Source organism: Mesorhizobium sp. CNPSo 4671 (genome assembly GCF_057784245.1).
In genome coordinates this window covers 353,654-367,969 of the sequence record NZ_JBWLUW010000002.1, presented here as the reverse complement: position 1 = coordinate 367,969, position 14,316 = coordinate 353,654, and the positions used below count along the sequence as shown (strand labels likewise).

Annotated in this window: 16 protein-coding genes; 2 read left to right on the top strand and 14 right to left on the bottom strand. The window is 63.5% G+C overall.

Annotated features, from left to right (window positions below; translation table 11 throughout):
- The 4 genes from AC04SF_RS06140 to AC04SF_RS06125 are packed head-to-tail and all read right to left on the bottom strand — an operon-like array spanning position 1 to position 3,161.
- Positions 1 to 1,029 carry an SAM-dependent methyltransferase gene (locus tag AC04SF_RS06140; protein WP_488476971.1) on the bottom strand — a complete coding sequence of 343 codons (1,029 nt, stop codon included), beginning with the start codon at positions 1,027 to 1,029 and terminating at the stop codon, positions 1 to 3.
- A 10-nt stretch (positions 1,030 to 1,039) separates the two neighbouring features.
- The gene (locus tag AC04SF_RS06135; RefSeq protein WP_488476970.1) at positions 1,040 to 1,855 is read right to left on the bottom strand and encodes a DUF1295 domain-containing protein; all 816 of its coding nucleotides are present in this window, start codon (positions 1,853 to 1,855) and stop codon (positions 1,040 to 1,042) included.
- 8 nt (positions 1,856 to 1,863) lie between these two features.
- The gene (locus tag AC04SF_RS06130) at positions 1,864 to 2,508 is read right to left on the bottom strand and encodes a ChrR family anti-sigma-E factor (protein WP_488476969.1); all 645 of its coding nucleotides are present in this window, start codon (positions 2,506 to 2,508) and stop codon (positions 1,864 to 1,866) included.
- A complete protein-coding gene (locus tag AC04SF_RS06125; protein ID WP_488476968.1) occupies positions 2,505 to 3,161 on the bottom strand; it encodes a sigma-70 family RNA polymerase sigma factor in 657 nt (218 codons plus the stop codon). Before AC04SF_RS06125 ends, AC04SF_RS06130 begins: the two co-directional genes overlap by 4 nt.
- Before the next feature lie 145 nt (positions 3,162 to 3,306).
- Here AC04SF_RS06125 and AC04SF_RS06120 point away from each other — a divergent pair, with 145 nt between their 5' ends.
- Together AC04SF_RS06120 and AC04SF_RS06115 are read left to right on the top strand one after the other, a co-directional pair.
- Positions 3,307 to 4,656 carry an NAD(P)/FAD-dependent oxidoreductase gene (locus tag AC04SF_RS06120; protein ID WP_488476967.1) on the top strand — a complete coding sequence of 450 codons (1,350 nt, stop codon included), beginning with the start codon at positions 3,307 to 3,309 and terminating at the stop codon, positions 4,654 to 4,656.
- On the top strand, positions 4,653 to 5,507 hold the full coding sequence (locus AC04SF_RS06115; protein WP_488477335.1) for a DUF1365 domain-containing protein: 855 nt from the start codon (positions 4,653 to 4,655) through the stop codon (positions 5,505 to 5,507). Before AC04SF_RS06120 ends, AC04SF_RS06115 begins: the two co-directional genes overlap by 4 nt.
- A gap of 211 nt (positions 5,508 to 5,718) precedes the next feature.
- On the opposite strand, the gene AC04SF_RS06110 is transcribed toward AC04SF_RS06115, so the two are convergent.
- From AC04SF_RS06110 to AC04SF_RS06065, 10 genes are all read right to left on the bottom strand, one after another.
- A complete protein-coding gene (locus AC04SF_RS06110) occupies positions 5,719 to 6,672 on the bottom strand; it encodes a branched-chain amino acid ABC transporter permease (protein ID WP_488476966.1) in 954 nt (317 codons plus the stop codon).
- A 53-nt stretch (positions 6,673 to 6,725) separates the two neighbouring features.
- Positions 6,726 to 7,622: a branched-chain amino acid ABC transporter permease gene (locus AC04SF_RS06105; protein ID WP_477238186.1), complete on the bottom strand. Its 897-nt coding sequence runs from the start codon at positions 7,620 to 7,622 to the stop codon at positions 6,726 to 6,728.
- The gene (locus AC04SF_RS06100; protein ID WP_488476965.1) at positions 7,619 to 8,326 is read right to left on the bottom strand and encodes an ABC transporter ATP-binding protein; all 708 of its coding nucleotides are present in this window, start codon (positions 8,324 to 8,326) and stop codon (positions 7,619 to 7,621) included. The genes AC04SF_RS06105 and AC04SF_RS06100 overlap by 4 nt, the downstream gene beginning before the upstream one ends.
- Position 8,327: 1 nt before the next feature.
- Positions 8,328 to 9,065, bottom strand: a complete 738-nt coding sequence (locus AC04SF_RS06095) for an ABC transporter ATP-binding protein (protein ID WP_096448716.1) — start codon at positions 9,063 to 9,065, stop codon at positions 8,328 to 8,330.
- A gap of 98 nt (positions 9,066 to 9,163) precedes the next feature.
- Positions 9,164 to 10,372 (bottom strand): amino acid ABC transporter substrate-binding protein, encoded by a 1,209-nt coding sequence (locus tag AC04SF_RS06090; protein ID WP_488476964.1) that lies wholly within the window; start codon positions 10,370 to 10,372, stop codon positions 9,164 to 9,166.
- Positions 10,373 to 10,429: 57 nt separating this feature from the next.
- On the bottom strand, positions 10,430 to 10,819 hold the full coding sequence (locus tag AC04SF_RS06085; RefSeq protein WP_488476963.1) for a nuclear transport factor 2 family protein: 390 nt from the start codon (positions 10,817 to 10,819) through the stop codon (positions 10,430 to 10,432).
- 18 nt (positions 10,820 to 10,837) lie between these two features.
- Positions 10,838 to 11,632 (bottom strand): MoaF C-terminal domain-containing protein, encoded by a 795-nt coding sequence (locus AC04SF_RS06080; protein ID WP_488476962.1) that lies wholly within the window; start codon positions 11,630 to 11,632, stop codon positions 10,838 to 10,840.
- Between the two features lie 13 nt (positions 11,633 to 11,645).
- Positions 11,646 to 12,434, bottom strand: a complete 789-nt coding sequence (locus AC04SF_RS06075) for an SDR family NAD(P)-dependent oxidoreductase (RefSeq protein ID WP_488476961.1) — start codon at positions 12,432 to 12,434, stop codon at positions 11,646 to 11,648.
- Between the two features lie 227 nt (positions 12,435 to 12,661).
- Positions 12,662 to 13,243 (bottom strand): YceI family protein, encoded by a 582-nt coding sequence (locus AC04SF_RS06070; RefSeq protein ID WP_488477334.1) that lies wholly within the window; start codon positions 13,241 to 13,243, stop codon positions 12,662 to 12,664.
- A 55-nt stretch (positions 13,244 to 13,298) separates the two neighbouring features.
- A complete protein-coding gene (locus AC04SF_RS06065) occupies positions 13,299 to 14,198 on the bottom strand; it encodes a hypothetical protein (RefSeq protein ID WP_488476960.1) in 900 nt (299 codons plus the stop codon).
- Between the last annotated feature and the right edge of the window lie 118 nt (positions 14,199 to 14,316).

Below are 14,316 nucleotides of genomic sequence, written 5' to 3'. Positions count from 1 at the left end.
TCAGCCGGCCGGCCGGAGCAGATAGTGGCTAACGCCCCACTCTTTACCCGCGGCATGGCCGAACAGGCCTTCGGTGGCGAGGTAGAACAGCCGCCAGCGCCGACGCCAGAGCGACGCATCAGCGCCATAGACAGCCGAAAGAATGGCGTCGATCTGGCCGCGGTTCTTGTCGAAGCGCGCGAGCCAGTCCCGGGCGGTGCGTGCGTATTGCAGGCCGCTCCACCGCCATTCGCGCTCGATCGAGAAGCAATCCGGGAATTGGCTGATAAGGTTGTGGCTCGGCATGATGCCACCGGTGAAGAAGTGTTGAGCGATCCAGTCGGCCTCATCGCGATGGTCGAAGCGGTAAGGCCTATGGCGATGGTTGAAGATGTGGACGAACAGCCGGCCGTCGGGCTGGAGCCAGGTTCGGATACGGGCGAGCAGGTCGCGCCAGTTGGACATGTGCTCGAACATTTCAACCGATACCACGCGGTCGAACCGCGCCATCGGCTGGAATTCGTTCATGTCGGCGGTGATGACCTCGATATTACGCAGGCCGAGTGCTGCTGCCTCCGCCTGAATGTAAAGTCGCTGCGGAGTCGAATTCGACACCGCCACGATTCTGGCCGACGGAAAACGCTGCCCCATGAACAGCGTCAGCGAACCCCAGCCGCAGCCGAGTTCGAGGATCAACTGACCATCGCGAAGCCCTGCGTGGTCAACGGTCTGCTCGAGCGCGGCGATCTCCGCCTCGGCCAATGTCTCGCACCCCGTGGGATATAGGCAGCAGGAGTATTTGCTGCGGGGACCAAGCGTCAGCGCGAAAAACTCCGGTGGTAACTCGTAGTGCTGGTCGTTCGCGGCTGCCGTGTGCTCGGCTATGGAGCGACCGGCCATGTCTTTGGCAAAGCGCCCGTCGTCGACTGAGGGCCCCACCGCCAGCCGCCGCCGTGTCCGACCGACGAGAACCTCGATGCCGTAGCGGGTGGCGGAGTCTGGCAACGGAACGCGCTCGACAGCGCGGATTGCGGATGCGATCAGGCTCACTTCATCTCCTTCAACTGGCGGCCGCCGCCTTTGGTGGGCCTGGCCAGAATGCATTGACGCGCGTCTGGTAACGGCGAAATGGCTCGCCACGCGAGCGCAGCATGTGAGCCTCAAGCGGCGGGATGCCCGATACATGGACAAGCAGCCAGTACATCAGGACGGGGCCGGCCAGCGTGAACCATCCCCATACATAGCGACCTGAAGGGTCGATGCCGATCACCACATAGGCGAGCCATGCCAGCCATTCGAAGAAATAGTTGGGGTGGCGCGACAGGCGCCAAAGGCCCACATCGCAGACCCGGCTTTTGTTGGCGGGGTCCGCCCGAAAGGCCGTCAACTGCCGGTCGGCCGTCGCCTCGCCGCCTACCGCTAGCAACATTAGCATGACACCGGCCCAATCATTTGAACCGAAGGCGAAGGCGGGATTGTGGGCAGCGACCATGATCGACAGCACAAGCAGAAAAGCGGCCGCGGCCTGGACCTGCAGGAACCAAAACAGCCTGGCTCGGAAGCTGGAGCCCCATTGTTCCTTGAGCTGGCGGTAGCGCGGATCGTCCTGGCCGCTGCGTGCGGTCCGGTTGGCGATGTGGTGGGCTAGCCTCAGCGACCAGGCGAGTGCGAGAATGGCGACCAGCCACTGACGGTACACCGAGCTGTCAGCGGCCGAAACGAGAAGTGCCGCCCAAGCGCCGAAGATGCCTACGGCGAATGACCAGATCGCGTCGATCCACCCCGACCGATCCGTTCTCAGAGCAACGTACCACGCCACCACCATGGTCACCGAAAGACCGGTAGCAGCAAGGACGAGGGGGGTAGCGACGCTCATGGAACGTCTCAACCGCCAAGCAGAGGCTGGATCAATCGTCCAAAGAAGCCTCGCAGCCTCATCTGCCCCTCGAGGGCGGCGATGCATATACACTCCCCGCTTTCATCGACGACCGGCTGATGCTGAACTTCATCGTCAGCCTCATCCAGATCGCCCGGACCGTAGCGGCCACGCGCGTCGTAAAGCGAGCCCTTCAGCACTTGAGTGTATTCGTAGCCGGAATGGGTATGCTCCGGCATCCTGCGCCCGGCCGCCACCTTCAGCAGCATGACATTTGCACCAGCATCCTGCGGAACCGTCACCCGGCTCCAGCGCACTCCGGGACCGATCCAGCGCCACGGACCAACGCCGCACCCATCCATAGCCGCAGGCAGACGGATGCCGATATCGGCGCGCGTGGGCCGTGAATGCTCCTCGCGCCTTTCGCCGTCCACCTCGATCCTCGCCATCTGCCGGTCCAAGGCATCATCGCTCATCGCTTGCGGTTCTATTTCATCAAGGAACAAGCCGCCTGTGGCTTCGAATTGCGCAATTCGTTCGGCACAGGCCGGGCAACCGCCGATATGAACCGCCACGACAATTCGCGGTCCGGCCTCCAGGGAGCCACTGGCTTGGCGGAGCAACGTCTCGTCGCTTGGATGATGATTGATCATTTGAGGTCGTCCAGGATCAGGCGAAGGCGGCTGAGAGCCAGCCGCACGCGCGATTTTACTGTGCCGAGCGGGATGCGAAGTTGGCTCGCTATTTCCGATTGAGGTTTGTCGCCGAAGAAGGACAGCCGCAGGATATCGGCCTGTTCAGGAGACAACAGGGCAACAGCAGAGCGCACGCGTTCGTCGCGCTCTGCCGCCATCACCGCCGCTTCACCCGAAACCGGGCTATCGGGCTCGTCCGAGGGATCGAAGGCGTTGACAACGGCCGCGGGCCGGCTTTCGCGGCGCAGTCGATCGATCCTAACGTTGCGGCCGATCGTGAATATCCATGTCGAGACCCCGGCACGCGCCGGATCGAAGTATGAGGCCTTCTTCCAGACCAGCAGCATCGTTTCCTGAGCGATGTCCTCGGCGGTGGAAACCGCCATGCCGGACCGCATCATAAAGGCTTTCAGTCGCGGCGCGTAGAAGCCAAAGAGTGTTGCAAAGGCTGCGCGATCGCGTCCTTCCGCTACCGCCGCGAGCAGACGCTTGGCTTCCTCAGCCGATAGCGCCCCCGTATCAGCGCGCATGGTCATCGCCATTTCGATCCTCGTGTGATCGAACGTACGCGAAACCGTGCCGGCAATGAACTCGTATCCCGATGCATCCATGCGCCCTGATACGCGCGCTGAGGGCGTTCGGATCACAAGCCTCCGCGGCATTCCGCGCAACTGTGATCCATGCCGCCCGCAGCCGCGTAGAAGTTGAAATTAGGACAGGAGGGCAACGCCTTCCACTGGAAACTGGAGCGTGCGTATGACGGTAGCAGGCAAACGCCCGGTCACGGATGGGCCGATGGACATAGCGGTCGTCGGCAGTGGCATTTCCGGTCTGTCGGCGGCATGGCTGCTCTCGCAGCACCACAACGTATCATTGTTCGAGGCGGATAGCCGCCTTGGCGGCCACAGCAACACCGTCGATGTCGGCGGAACCCAGGTGGACACCGGATTCATCGTGTACAATGAGGTCACCTATCCAAATCTGACGGCTCTTTTTGCCCATATCGGGGTGCGCACCAAACCTTCCGAGATGTCCTTTGCGGTTTCGCTGGACGGCGGCCGCCTGGAATATTCCGGGACCGGGTTGGGCGGGCTTCTCGCACATCCCGGCAACGTTACGCGCTTGCGGTTCTGGCAGATGCTGCGGGAGCTGCTTCGATTCTATCGCGAAGCGCCCTACGACATTTCGCGGATCGGCGAGAGCAGCCTTGCCGAGTATCTCGATGCGAAAGGTTATGGCGCAGCATTTCGCGAGGACCACCTTTACCCGATGGCTGCCGCGATCTGGTCGACGCCTGCGGCGGAGGTCGGAAACTATCCGGCCGCCGCCTTCATACGGTTCTGCGACAATCACGGCTTGCTGAAGTTTGCCGCCCGCCCGATGTGGCGGACGGTTGATGGCGGCAGTCGCAATTACGTTGAGAATTTGGCTGGTCGATTTACCGGCCGGATATTCCTAGGGCGTGGCGTGCGGCGCATCGCGCGACACTCGGGAGCGGTATGGCTCACCGATGTTGACGGCATAGAGCAACGCTTCGACCAGGCGGTGGTGGCGACCCATGCCAACCAGGCGCTGCGCATGCTCTCAGACGCAAGCCACGAAGAACAGCAGTTGCTGGGTAGTTTCGGCTACAGTCGCAACGAGGCCGTGCTGCATTCGGATCCCCGCCTCATGCCGCGCAGGAAGCGGGCTTGGTCGAGCTGGAATTACATTGCCGAGACAAGAGGTGAAACCCGCCAGCTCTCAGTCACGTATTGGATGAACAGGCTGCAGTCCCTGCCGAACCAACAGCCGCTGTTCGTCACGCTCAACCCTGCTGTGGAACCTGAGGCCGGCGCGGTAAAACATAGCGTAGTCTACGAGCACCCCGCATTCGACACGACGGCGATGCGCGCCCAGAAGAAGCTTTGGTCGCTTCAAGGGGTTCGCAATACCTGGTTCTGCGGCGCCTATTTCGGCGCCGGCTTCCACGAGGACGGGCTGCAGTCCGGCCTTGCCGTGGCCGAGGCGTTGGCTGGTATGCGGCGCCCCTGGGACGTTGCCGACGAATCGGGTAGGATCCACCTTTCGGCAGCCGTCGAGCAGCCTGATCTCGCAGCCGCCTGATGCCAGACCTTCAATCAGCTCTTTATACCGGCAGGGTCATGCACCAGCGGCTGAAACCGCGCCGGCACAGGCTGTCCTACCGTATGTTCTTTCTGCTGCTTGACCTCGATGAGGCCGACAGTCTCGCTGCAAGGCTGTGGCTCTTCTCGCGCAACCGCTTCAATCTCTTCGGCTTCGTCGACCGCGACCACGGCGACGGTTCCGGCGGGTCGCTCAAGGCCTATGTCGAGAGCCAGCTCGCTATGGCGGGCATCAAGACGGACGGTGGACCCGTCCGGCTTCTGTCTATGCCGCGAATGCTCGGCTATGCCTTCAACCCCCTCAGCGTCTATTTCTGCCACCGCCGGGAGGGCGAGCTCGCCGCCATCCTTTATGAGGTCAATAATACGTTTGGGCAGCGCCACACCTATCTCATCCCTGTCGAGGATTGCGATCGCAAAGGTGTCGTGGAGCAGCATTGTGCTAAGCGCCTCTACGTCTCGCCTTTCATCGGCATGGGCATGAAATATCGCTTCCGGATCGGCCTGCCCGGTGAGGCCGTGTCGCTTCACATAACCGGCAGCGACGGTCAGGGACCTCTAATCGTCGCCAGTTTCTCGGGCAAGCGGCGCCCGCTCAGTGACGCGACGCTGGCGACGACCTTCTTGACCTACCCTCTACTGACGCTGAAGGTCATAGTCGGCATTCACTGGGAGGCGTTGCTTCTCTGGGCAAAGGGAATGCGCCTCCACGAGCGCCCGCATCCCCCGCACCAGCCCGTCACTCATGTCGCCGTGGAGACGCGGGGGAAATCGGAGCAGATCCCACTGAGTACGGAAATCAGGGCTCAGGTGGAAAGCTTGCGTCCCTGAATTTGCCGCAACTGGACTAATGACCGCACCGGGTCAATTCACTTCGCTAGACGCAGAGCGCCTCAACGTCCGCTTCTGACCTTCCGATCCTTGAAACCGTCATTCAGCTTTCGGCCCAAACGCGACATTTGGTTCTCGGTCCCCGTCCGCTGGTGGCACATCTCTGACATTGAGCTTGAGGCAGTCAGCCGACGGAGTTTGACCCGATCGCTCAAACCACCCGCACCCTCCCCCCAAAACTCCGCATCAGCCCCTTCGGCAGGAACAGCATCGCCAGGATAATCGTCAGCCCCGATATCACCGGGTGATAATCCGGCACAACAATGCGCGCGAGATCGAACACCGCGTACATGACGAAGGCGCCGAGGATCGGGCCGAGCAGCGTGCCGGTGCCGCCGACCACGGTCATCATCAGCGGCAACAGCATCCAGTCGAGGTCGAAGACTGAGTCCGGGCCGACATGGAAGATGTAATAGGTGTAGAGGCTGCCGGCGATGCCGGCGATGAAGGCGCTGCCGGCGAAGGCGGCGACCTTGACCCTGAGCACATCGATGCCGTTGGCCGACGCCGCCATCTCGTCGTCGCGCACGGCGATCAGCGCCAGCCCATAACGCGAGCGCATCAGCAAGTGGATGGCGAGTGCCGTGCCCACCATCAGGCCGAGCCCGACCAGATAGTGCGGCAACAGCGTGTCGAATGTGCCGGCGGGCGCGACGACGCCGAAGGCGCCGCCGGTGAAGTCGCCGCCATTGATGAACATCACCTTGACGATCTCGCCGAAGCCGAGCGTGCCGAGCGCAAAATAGTCGCCACGCAGTTTGGACAAAAGCGGCAGGCCGATGATGATGGCGGCCACCGCCGCGACCAGCCCGCCCAGCATCATCGTCACCGGGTCGAAATAATAGATGCGCGGGTACGCGTCATAGAGCGAGCCCCAGAGATAATTGCCGCTCCACAGGATCGCGGTGGTGTAGGCGCCGAGCCCGAAGAAGGCATGGTTGCCCAGGCTGATCTGGCCACCGAAGCCGGCGACCAGGTTCCAGCCCTGCGCCATGATGGCGTAGATGAAAACGAAGTACAGGAATGAGAAGGCGTAAGAGTCGATCGCGCCGGGCAGCAGCGGCAACAGGGCGAGCGCCGCGATGGCGGCAGCCGCAATCCACATCCAGGCTTGTCTTGGCCAGGCCCGTTCCAAAAAGACTTGCTTCAACATGGCGCTCAAGCCTTCTTGTAGGGCCGGCTGAACAGGCCTTCCGGCTTGAACATCAGCACCGCCAGGAACACGCCATAGGCGATGGCATTGGTCCAGCCGCCCGAGATGAAATACTGCACATAGGCCTCGATCAGACCGAGGATGATGCCGCCGGCGAGCGCGCCCGCGACATTGCCGATGCCACCCAGCGCCAGCGCCACCAGCGCCTTGAGGCTGAAGATGAAGCCGGCGAACGGGTTGAACGGGAATGTGGTCGCCACCGCCACACCGGCCGCGCCTGCCAGCGCGATGCCGATGGCGAAGGCAATGGCGTTGACGCGGTGCGGGCTGATGCCCATCAGCGTCGCCGCCTCCATGTCCTCGGACGCCGCGCGCACCGCCTTGCCGACAATCGTCTTGCGCAGGAACAGCACCACCAGCCCTGTGCCGGCGAGCGCGATCAGAAAGCCCATCGAGCGCGTGAAGGAGGTGCGCACGCCCAGGATCTCGATGCCGCTCGCCGTGTACGAGGTGACCACAGCCGCCGTGTTGCCGCCCCACACCACCGTCATCAGGTTCTGGATCAGGAACATCAGGCCGACGGCGATCAAGAGCGAGATGTTGCGGTCCTCTTCGGCCGCCGCGCGGCGGAACAGGCCCTGATAGACCAGCCAGCCGACACCGAGCCCGACCGGCACGACGATCAGCAGCGACAGGAACGGGTCGATGCCGAGCCCATAGAACAGCGCCCGCACGAAATAGGCGGCGAGGATGATCATCGCGCCCTGCGCCAGGAAGATCAGCCGCATGGTGCCGAAGATGAGGCTCAAGCCCACGGCAGCGACACCATACATGGCGCCGCCCAGCGCGCCGTTAAGCGACAGCTGCAGCAGGATTTCGGGAGGTGGCAGGTTGACCATCATTGCACCTCCAACACGCCCATATAGGCCTTCTGGATTTCCGGGTCGGCGATGAGTTCGGCGCCCGTGCCTTGCATGGCGAGCTCGCCGGTCTTCAGCACGAAGCCGTAATCGGCGACCTTCAGCGCCTGGTGGATGTTCTGTTCGACCAAGAGGATGGTGACACCCTGTTTGTGCAAGGTCTCGATCAGCGCGAACATCTGCTGCACCACGATCGGGCTGAGGCCCAGCGACGGCTCGTCGAGGATGAGCAGCGACGGGTCCGACATGGTGGCGCGCGCGATGGCCAGCATCTGCTGCTCGCCGCCGGAGAGCGAGCCGGCCTTCTGCCCTGCCCGCTCCTTCAGCCGCGGAAACAGCGTGTAGGCCTTCTCCAGTGATTGCCTGAAATGCTTGCGCACCTTGGGCTGGAAAGCGCCGAGCTCGAGGTTCTCCAGCACCGTCATCTGACGGAACAGGCCGCGCCCTTCCGGCACATGGGCGATGCCCATGCTGGCGATCTCCTCCGGCGCCTTGCCGGCCAGCGGCACGCCGGCGAGAAAGATTTCGCCGCGCTTCGGCTTGAGCAGGCCGGAGACGGTCTTCAACAGCGTCGTCTTGCCGGCGCCATTGGCGCCGACGATGGCGACGATGGTGCCGGGGTCGACATGGATCGACACGCCCCACAGCGCACCGACATCGCCATAGGCGACTTCGAGGTTTTTCACGTCAAGCAGCCGGTTCGCCAAGATAGGCCTCGATCACTTTGCGGTTGGCGACGATTTCGCGGGGCGTGCCGTCGGCGATCTTCTCGCCATGGTCGAGCACGATCACCCGGCTGCAGACTTTCATGATGGCGTCGACCTTGTGCTCCACCCACAGGATCGAGACGCCCCGCTCGCTGCGCACGCGGCGGATGACATCGACCATGCGCTGGATCTCGGTCGGGTTCAGCCCGGCCATCGGCTCGTCGAGCAGGAGCAGCGCCGGGCTGGAGGCCACGGCTCGCGCGATCTCCAGCAGGCGCCGGTCGGAGAGTGTCATATGCGCGGTGCGGACATCGCGTTTTGCGGTCAGCCCGACAAGCTCCAGCGCTTCCTCTGCCGCCGCCGTCGCATGCTTGACGCGCCCGCCGGCGCCATAAACGGCACCGACCATGATGTTCTCGAACGCCGTCATGGTGAGGAACGTGCGCACCAGCTGGAAGGTGCGCGCAATGCCCAGCCGGCAGATGCGATGCGGTGCCGTGCCGGTGATGTCCTGGCCACGGAAACGGATGCGCCCCTGTGTCGGCGTGTAGAGCGCGGTGATCAGGTTGAACAGCGTCGACTTGCCGGCGCCATTGGGACCGATCAGCCCGATCAGCTCATTGGCGCCGACAGCGATGTCGATGTTGTTGAGCACGACCAGCCCACCGAACCGCTTCTGGACCGCCTCGAGGCGAAGCAGGGTTTCGTCAGGCTGCATCGTGTTTCCGTTCTCCGGTCAGATTCTGTGGGTCGGCAGACGGGCGCCTGGCTTCGCAATCCAGGCACCCGCCTCCCCTGTCCGCTGTTTTCAGCCGTTCAGCGCTTGTCCCAGGCCGGGGCCGGCTTGTAGGTCCAGTTGCCGTCCGGGAAGATCAGCTGGTGCTTGCCTTGCCACCATTGCGTGGCGACGCTGGGGATGAGGGCAAAGCCGGTCTGGTCGAATTTGAGATCGCCGACCACCGTATCCTTGAACTCCTGGCCGAAGATCGCGTCGTGGATCGCACCGGCATCGGTCGAGCCCGCCTTCTCGATCGCCTGCGCCAGCACCTGCGCATTGGCGTAGAAGGCGCCGACGGTGACGGAGTCCTTCTTGAACTCGGCCTCATAACGGTCGCCGAGCTCCTTGGCGCCGTGATAGGGGTAGCTCGACGACCAGAAGCCGTCGGTCAGGATGTAGTCGGAATCCGCCCCGAGCGCCTCGTGGAACTCGCCCGTCCAGGTGCCCTTCCAGCCATGCAGGTAGGGCACGGAGAAGCCGAGCTCCTTCATCTGGCGCAGCAGCGTCACCGTATCGGCCGGCGAGCCGAACACCAGCATGGCGTCGACATTGGCGGCCTTGAGCTTGGTGATCAGCGCCGAATAATCGGTGGCGCCGATCGCCCAGGGGTCGTCGACGGCAAAGGTGTAGCCATACTTCTTGGCCGCCGCTTCGAAAGCGCCGCCAAAGCCCTTGCCGTCGGGCGAATCCTCGGAGACCAGCGCCGGGTTCTTCGGCTTCTCATTGGCCGGCAGCTTGTCCCAGATCTCGAAAGGCACTTCCGCACCGGGCCCAGGATGGAAGAAGAACAGCGCCGAATATTTCAGCTTCAACGGCTGCCATTCGAACGGGAAGGCCGTCGTGATCATGTAGAATTTCTTGTATTTTTCCGCGACGATGGCGCCGGCAATATTCATCGGTCCCGAATGGGTCGACAGCAGCGCATCGACCCTCTGCACCTTGATCAGGTTTTCCAGCGCCGACGCCACCTTGCCCTCCGAGCTTTCGTCGTCGGCAACGACAAGGCGCACCGGCAGCTTCTTGCCGGCCGACTTGACCATGATGCCGCCGGCCTTGTTGATGTCGGCGACCGCCTGCTCATAGGCCCATTTCTGCTCCTTGCCGTCGCCGGCCAACGGCCCGGTCAAGGAGATCGGCGCGCCGATGACGATCTCGGTGTCGCCGGCATTCGCCGGGCTGGCGTCGCCAAGCGCAATCGCGCTTGTCAGGGCCAGGCCCGCCAGCATTGCCTTCAGACTGTTTCCCATTTCATCCTCCCAGGTTTTTCGATCGAGCGGACACCGTCGGTGTCCGGCCGCATGCCCTCAGACCGTCGCTGCCGCGACCAGCCTGGTGTCGGTGAACTGCTCGAAACTCAGCGCCTTGCCGTCCTCCATTTCCCAGACATGGACGACGCGCGCCGACATCGGCTTGCCGGTCTTTTTGTAGACACCCGAATAGGTGCCGATGCCGACGATGGTGGTGCCGCCATCGACCAGCTTTTCGAGCTTCAGGGCGTAGCCGTCCCACTCCTCACCGATGCGTTTGAACACGCCTTCAATGATGGCGTCCGGGCCGACATAGGTACCGGCATAGGGAAAGCCGGCCATCTCGGTCCAGGCGGTCTTGTCCGTGACCGGCGCCATCATCGCGGCCAAATCCTTGGCGTCGGAGCCGGCGTAGTGCGCCTTGATCGCTTCGTAGTTTTTATTCATGGCGTTCCCCCCGCGCGGTCAGACCGGCGCCTTGTCCTTGTCGTAGGCGGTTCTGGATTTCTTCTCGATGTGGGCGCCGGCCGGCTTGTTCTCGATCTTGCCCTGGCTGGTCACGCCGAGGAATTTCCCCGTCGAGTGCATGACGTCCCAATTGTAGAAGAACAGCGAGGCGACCGGGATGATGAACTCGCGGAAGCCGAACACATACTGGTTCTCGGCGAACTTCCAGGTCGTCGCCAGGTCGACATCGCCATGGCCGCGCTGGATGCCGACGAGATTCTGCCAAGCGTAGCGCTCGGAAGAGAGATAGATGTGCTCGTAGACGTGGTTGGGGCTGTATGTGTAGTGCGCGGTGAGCCCGATCAGGTCGCGCGTCGGCGCCGGCGCGATGCCGCCCGGCGCCACGCTGGGATCGCCAAGCACGCCAGCCGACCAGGTCTGCGCCACGCGCGGCTCACCGGGTGCCTCGCCGGCATCACGCACCCGTTCGCGCACCGACAGCACGCGACGCGTGCTGGTGTTGACGATGAAGGCCTCGTCTTCCGTCGCACGTGCCGAGAAGATCATGTTGACGAAGTACACGCTGGAAGCGACTTCGAGCGCCTCGTACCAGTCGGCGCCGGCTTCGCTGCCCTCGCTCCACGCCACCGTGTCGAGCGATGTGAAGGCAAGGTCGATGGTGCGGCCGGTGTCGAGCGTGATCCTGAAAGTCTGGCCGCGCAACGCATCCGTCGTCGCCAGCCGGTTGGTGGCGATGCCGGCGGCGAAATCGTCAAAATGCTTCCAGTCCGCCGGTCTGTTCTGGTCGTTCATCGCACTCTCCACATCAATCGACAAAGGCAAGCGTAGGCAGGTCGACGACGGCGGCGCCGCCATCGACCGTCAGGATCGAACCGTTCATCATCGCCGCCTCGCTGGAGGCAACGAAGCAGATAACGTTGGACACTTCTTCCGGCGTCGCCGGCCGGCCGAGCGGCACGTCCTTGGTGACCAGCCGGTAGGCCTCGTCGATCGAGCCAAGCCCGTGCTTTTCGACGATCACCTCCATCTGCTCGTCGGCCATGTCGGTCGACACCCAGCCCGGGCAGATGATGTTGGTGCGCACGCCCTTGCGGCCATAGTCGCGCGCCAGCGATTTGCCGAAGCCGATGCAGGCATGTTTCATGGTGACGTAGCCGGCCGCGTCCGGCCCGGCGAACAGGCCGGCGATCGAGGCGACGACGACGATGTTGCCCTTTTGCGCAATCAGGTCGGGCAGGCATTCGCGGGCGCAGACGAAGGCGGTGTCGAGATTGGTACGCGTCGCCAGGCTCCAGGTCTCATCGCTCATCGAAATGGTCGGGCCAACACCATGGCCCCCGGCATTGGCGACGAGGATATCGACCGGTCCGATTTTCTCGTGCACTTCGGCCAGCGCGGCGCGTACCGCTTTCGGGTCGGCGGCATCGCCCTGCACCACCAGCCCGCCAACGTCTTTGGTCACCGCTTCCAGCGGCTCGCGCCGCCGGCCCATCAGCACCACCTTGGCGCCGTCGGCCGCCATGCGCCTGGCGACCGCCGCACCGATGCCGGTGCCACCGCCGGTGATGAAGGCCGTCTTTCCAAGAAATCGCATGGTTCCATCCCGATTGCTGAGCACGCCGGCTATGCGCCGATCTTCGCTGGGGATAGTGCGGCATCCCCGATTTGGCGTCTTGTCCGAGCGGGAACTTTGTTTTGACTGAGCGCGCACTTTGCGCCTGCCGATGAAGTGCCGCGCGACCTTTCGATCGCCCCGTTTGGCTGAGGAAGTGCCGCGCGACCTCTCGGTCGCGCGGCCGCCACCCGCTAACTGCCTGTGGCCTATTTCTTCACCGCTTCGAGATCGATGACGATGTCGACATCGGGGCCGAGGCCGAAGCCGGCGGCGGCCTTGGCCATCGGGAAGTCCGCGGTGCTGACCTTGCCGGTGGCGGTGAACGCCGCCTTGGTCAGTGTCGCGTCCCACGGCGCCGGCGCCTCGTTGACCAGCGTCACATCGAGCGTGATCACCTTGGACACACCGCTGATGGTGAGGTTGCCGGTGACCTTGCCGGTCTTGTCGCTGACCTTCTCGACCTTGGTGCTTTCAAACGAGATCGCCGGGAATTCGGCGGCGTTGAAGAAGTCGGGGCCTTTCAGATCGCTGTCGCGCTGGTCATAGGCGGTGTGCACCGAACCGACATCGAGCTCGGCCTTGACGCTGCTCTTCGACGGATCGGCCTTGTCCATGACGATGGCCCCCTTCACCGCGTCGAACTGGCCATGCGCGGTGCCATAGATGCCGTGCTTGATGGTGAAGGTGACCCAGGCATGCTGGCCGTCGATCTCGTAAGTGTCGGCGTGAGCCGCCGATGCGAAGGCGCATATCGAGGCAAAGGCAAAAGCGGCCGTCAGTTTTCTCATCGTCACGTAACTCTCCCTATTGTTGGTTGTCCCATTGTGGTCGTCATTGTCTGGCTCAGGAAAAGCCAAGCGCGGCTCCGTGCGGCGCCCACAAGATCGCCGTCAGGATCGCCAGTATCGCCGGTGCGGCGATCAGCAGGCCGGCGACCAGCGGCCGCAATGGCCTGATGCCGGGAACAAGGCCCCGCAACGGACCGGGCACCAGGGCGGCCACGATCAACGGCAAGGGCGAAAGCATGAGCGCGACAGGATTGGCCTTCGGCGCCAGCAGCGCCACCTGGATCAGCACCGTGGCGGCGGCGTAGATGAGGATCAACTCGGTGCCCTTGCTCCAGGCAGTGGCCGATCCGCCGCGCAGCACGGCGATGTACTGGACGAGGCACCAGCCACCGGCGAGCGCGGCCAGCGATCCCAGCAACTGCCCGGTGACGATCGAGGCGCCGAGCACCGAGATGATGGCGCCGGCCAGGCACATGGCGAGCATGGCGGCGGGCGCCAGGAACGGCTCTTCAACTGGAGGCGATGGCGAGGCTTTCAGAGACAGCAGCATAGCGACGCCGACGATTGCCAGCAGGCCGGCAATGAGGGCGGCGATCATCTGCAGGTCAAGCGAACCGCCGGCAAGGCGGCGCCAGCCAAGCCACAGCAACGCTGCCCCAAGGGCGGCGGCGACAAGCTTGCCCGCCACCGCAGAGCTGAGCAGGCGCTCGGGCAACAGGCCCGCGACAATCCCGGCAAAGGCAAGATAGATCAGCTTCTGGCTGGCGGCGACTGGCGGCACCACCGGTGGGCCAAGCGTGTCCCAGTAAAAGAACAGCAGCAAGGCGGCCGCCACCAGCGAGAGCACGGGCGAGGATTGCGGCAGGGCCAACCGCGCCAGCAGCGCCATGACCATGCCCAGAACAAGCGGCAGCGCCGCCGTGGTGACCATCGGATTGCCCAGCAATGCGCTCAATGGCCGATACCTCTTTGACATCTGGCAGGCTCGCGCAAAACGCGCGGCTTGATGCGACCTTGGTCTAGGCCAACCGATTGCAAGGCGTCTTGTCCGAGCGGGAACTTTGTTTTGACTG

Coding starts and splice junctions, on each gene's coding strand:
- AC04SF_RS06135 (WP_488476970.1), bottom strand. CDS start 1,855: ATGAGCGTCGCTACCCCCCTCGTCCTTGCTGCTACCGGTCTTTCGGTG.
- AC04SF_RS06130 (WP_488476969.1), bottom strand. CDS start 2,508: ATGATCAATCATCATCCAAGCGACGAGACGTTGCTCCGCCAAGCCAGT.
- AC04SF_RS06125 (WP_488476968.1), bottom strand. CDS start 3,161: ATGGATGCATCGGGATACGAGTTCATTGCCGGCACGGTTTCGCGTACG.
- AC04SF_RS06120 (WP_488476967.1), top strand. CDS start 3,307: ATGACGGTAGCAGGCAAACGCCCGGTCACGGATGGGCCGATGGACATA.
- AC04SF_RS06110 (WP_488476966.1), bottom strand. CDS start 6,672: ATGTGGATTGCGGCTGCCGCCATCGCGGCGCTCGCCCTGTTGCCGCTG.
- AC04SF_RS06105 (WP_477238186.1), bottom strand. CDS start 7,622: ATGATGGTCAACCTGCCACCTCCCGAAATCCTGCTGCAGCTGTCGCTT.
- AC04SF_RS06095 (WP_096448716.1), bottom strand. CDS start 9,065: ATGCAGCCTGACGAAACCCTGCTTCGCCTCGAGGCGGTCCAGAAGCGG.
- AC04SF_RS06090 (WP_488476964.1), bottom strand. CDS start 10,372: ATGGGAAACAGTCTGAAGGCAATGCTGGCGGGCCTGGCCCTGACAAGC.
- AC04SF_RS06085 (WP_488476963.1), bottom strand. CDS start 10,819: ATGAATAAAAACTACGAAGCGATCAAGGCGCACTACGCCGGCTCCGAC.
- AC04SF_RS06080 (WP_488476962.1), bottom strand. CDS start 11,632: ATGAACGACCAGAACAGACCGGCGGACTGGAAGCATTTTGACGATTTC.
- AC04SF_RS06075 (WP_488476961.1), bottom strand. CDS start 12,434: ATGCGATTTCTTGGAAAGACGGCCTTCATCACCGGCGGTGGCACCGGC.
- AC04SF_RS06070 (WP_488477334.1), bottom strand. CDS start 13,243: ATGAGAAAACTGACGGCCGCTTTTGCCTTTGCCTCGATATGCGCCTTC.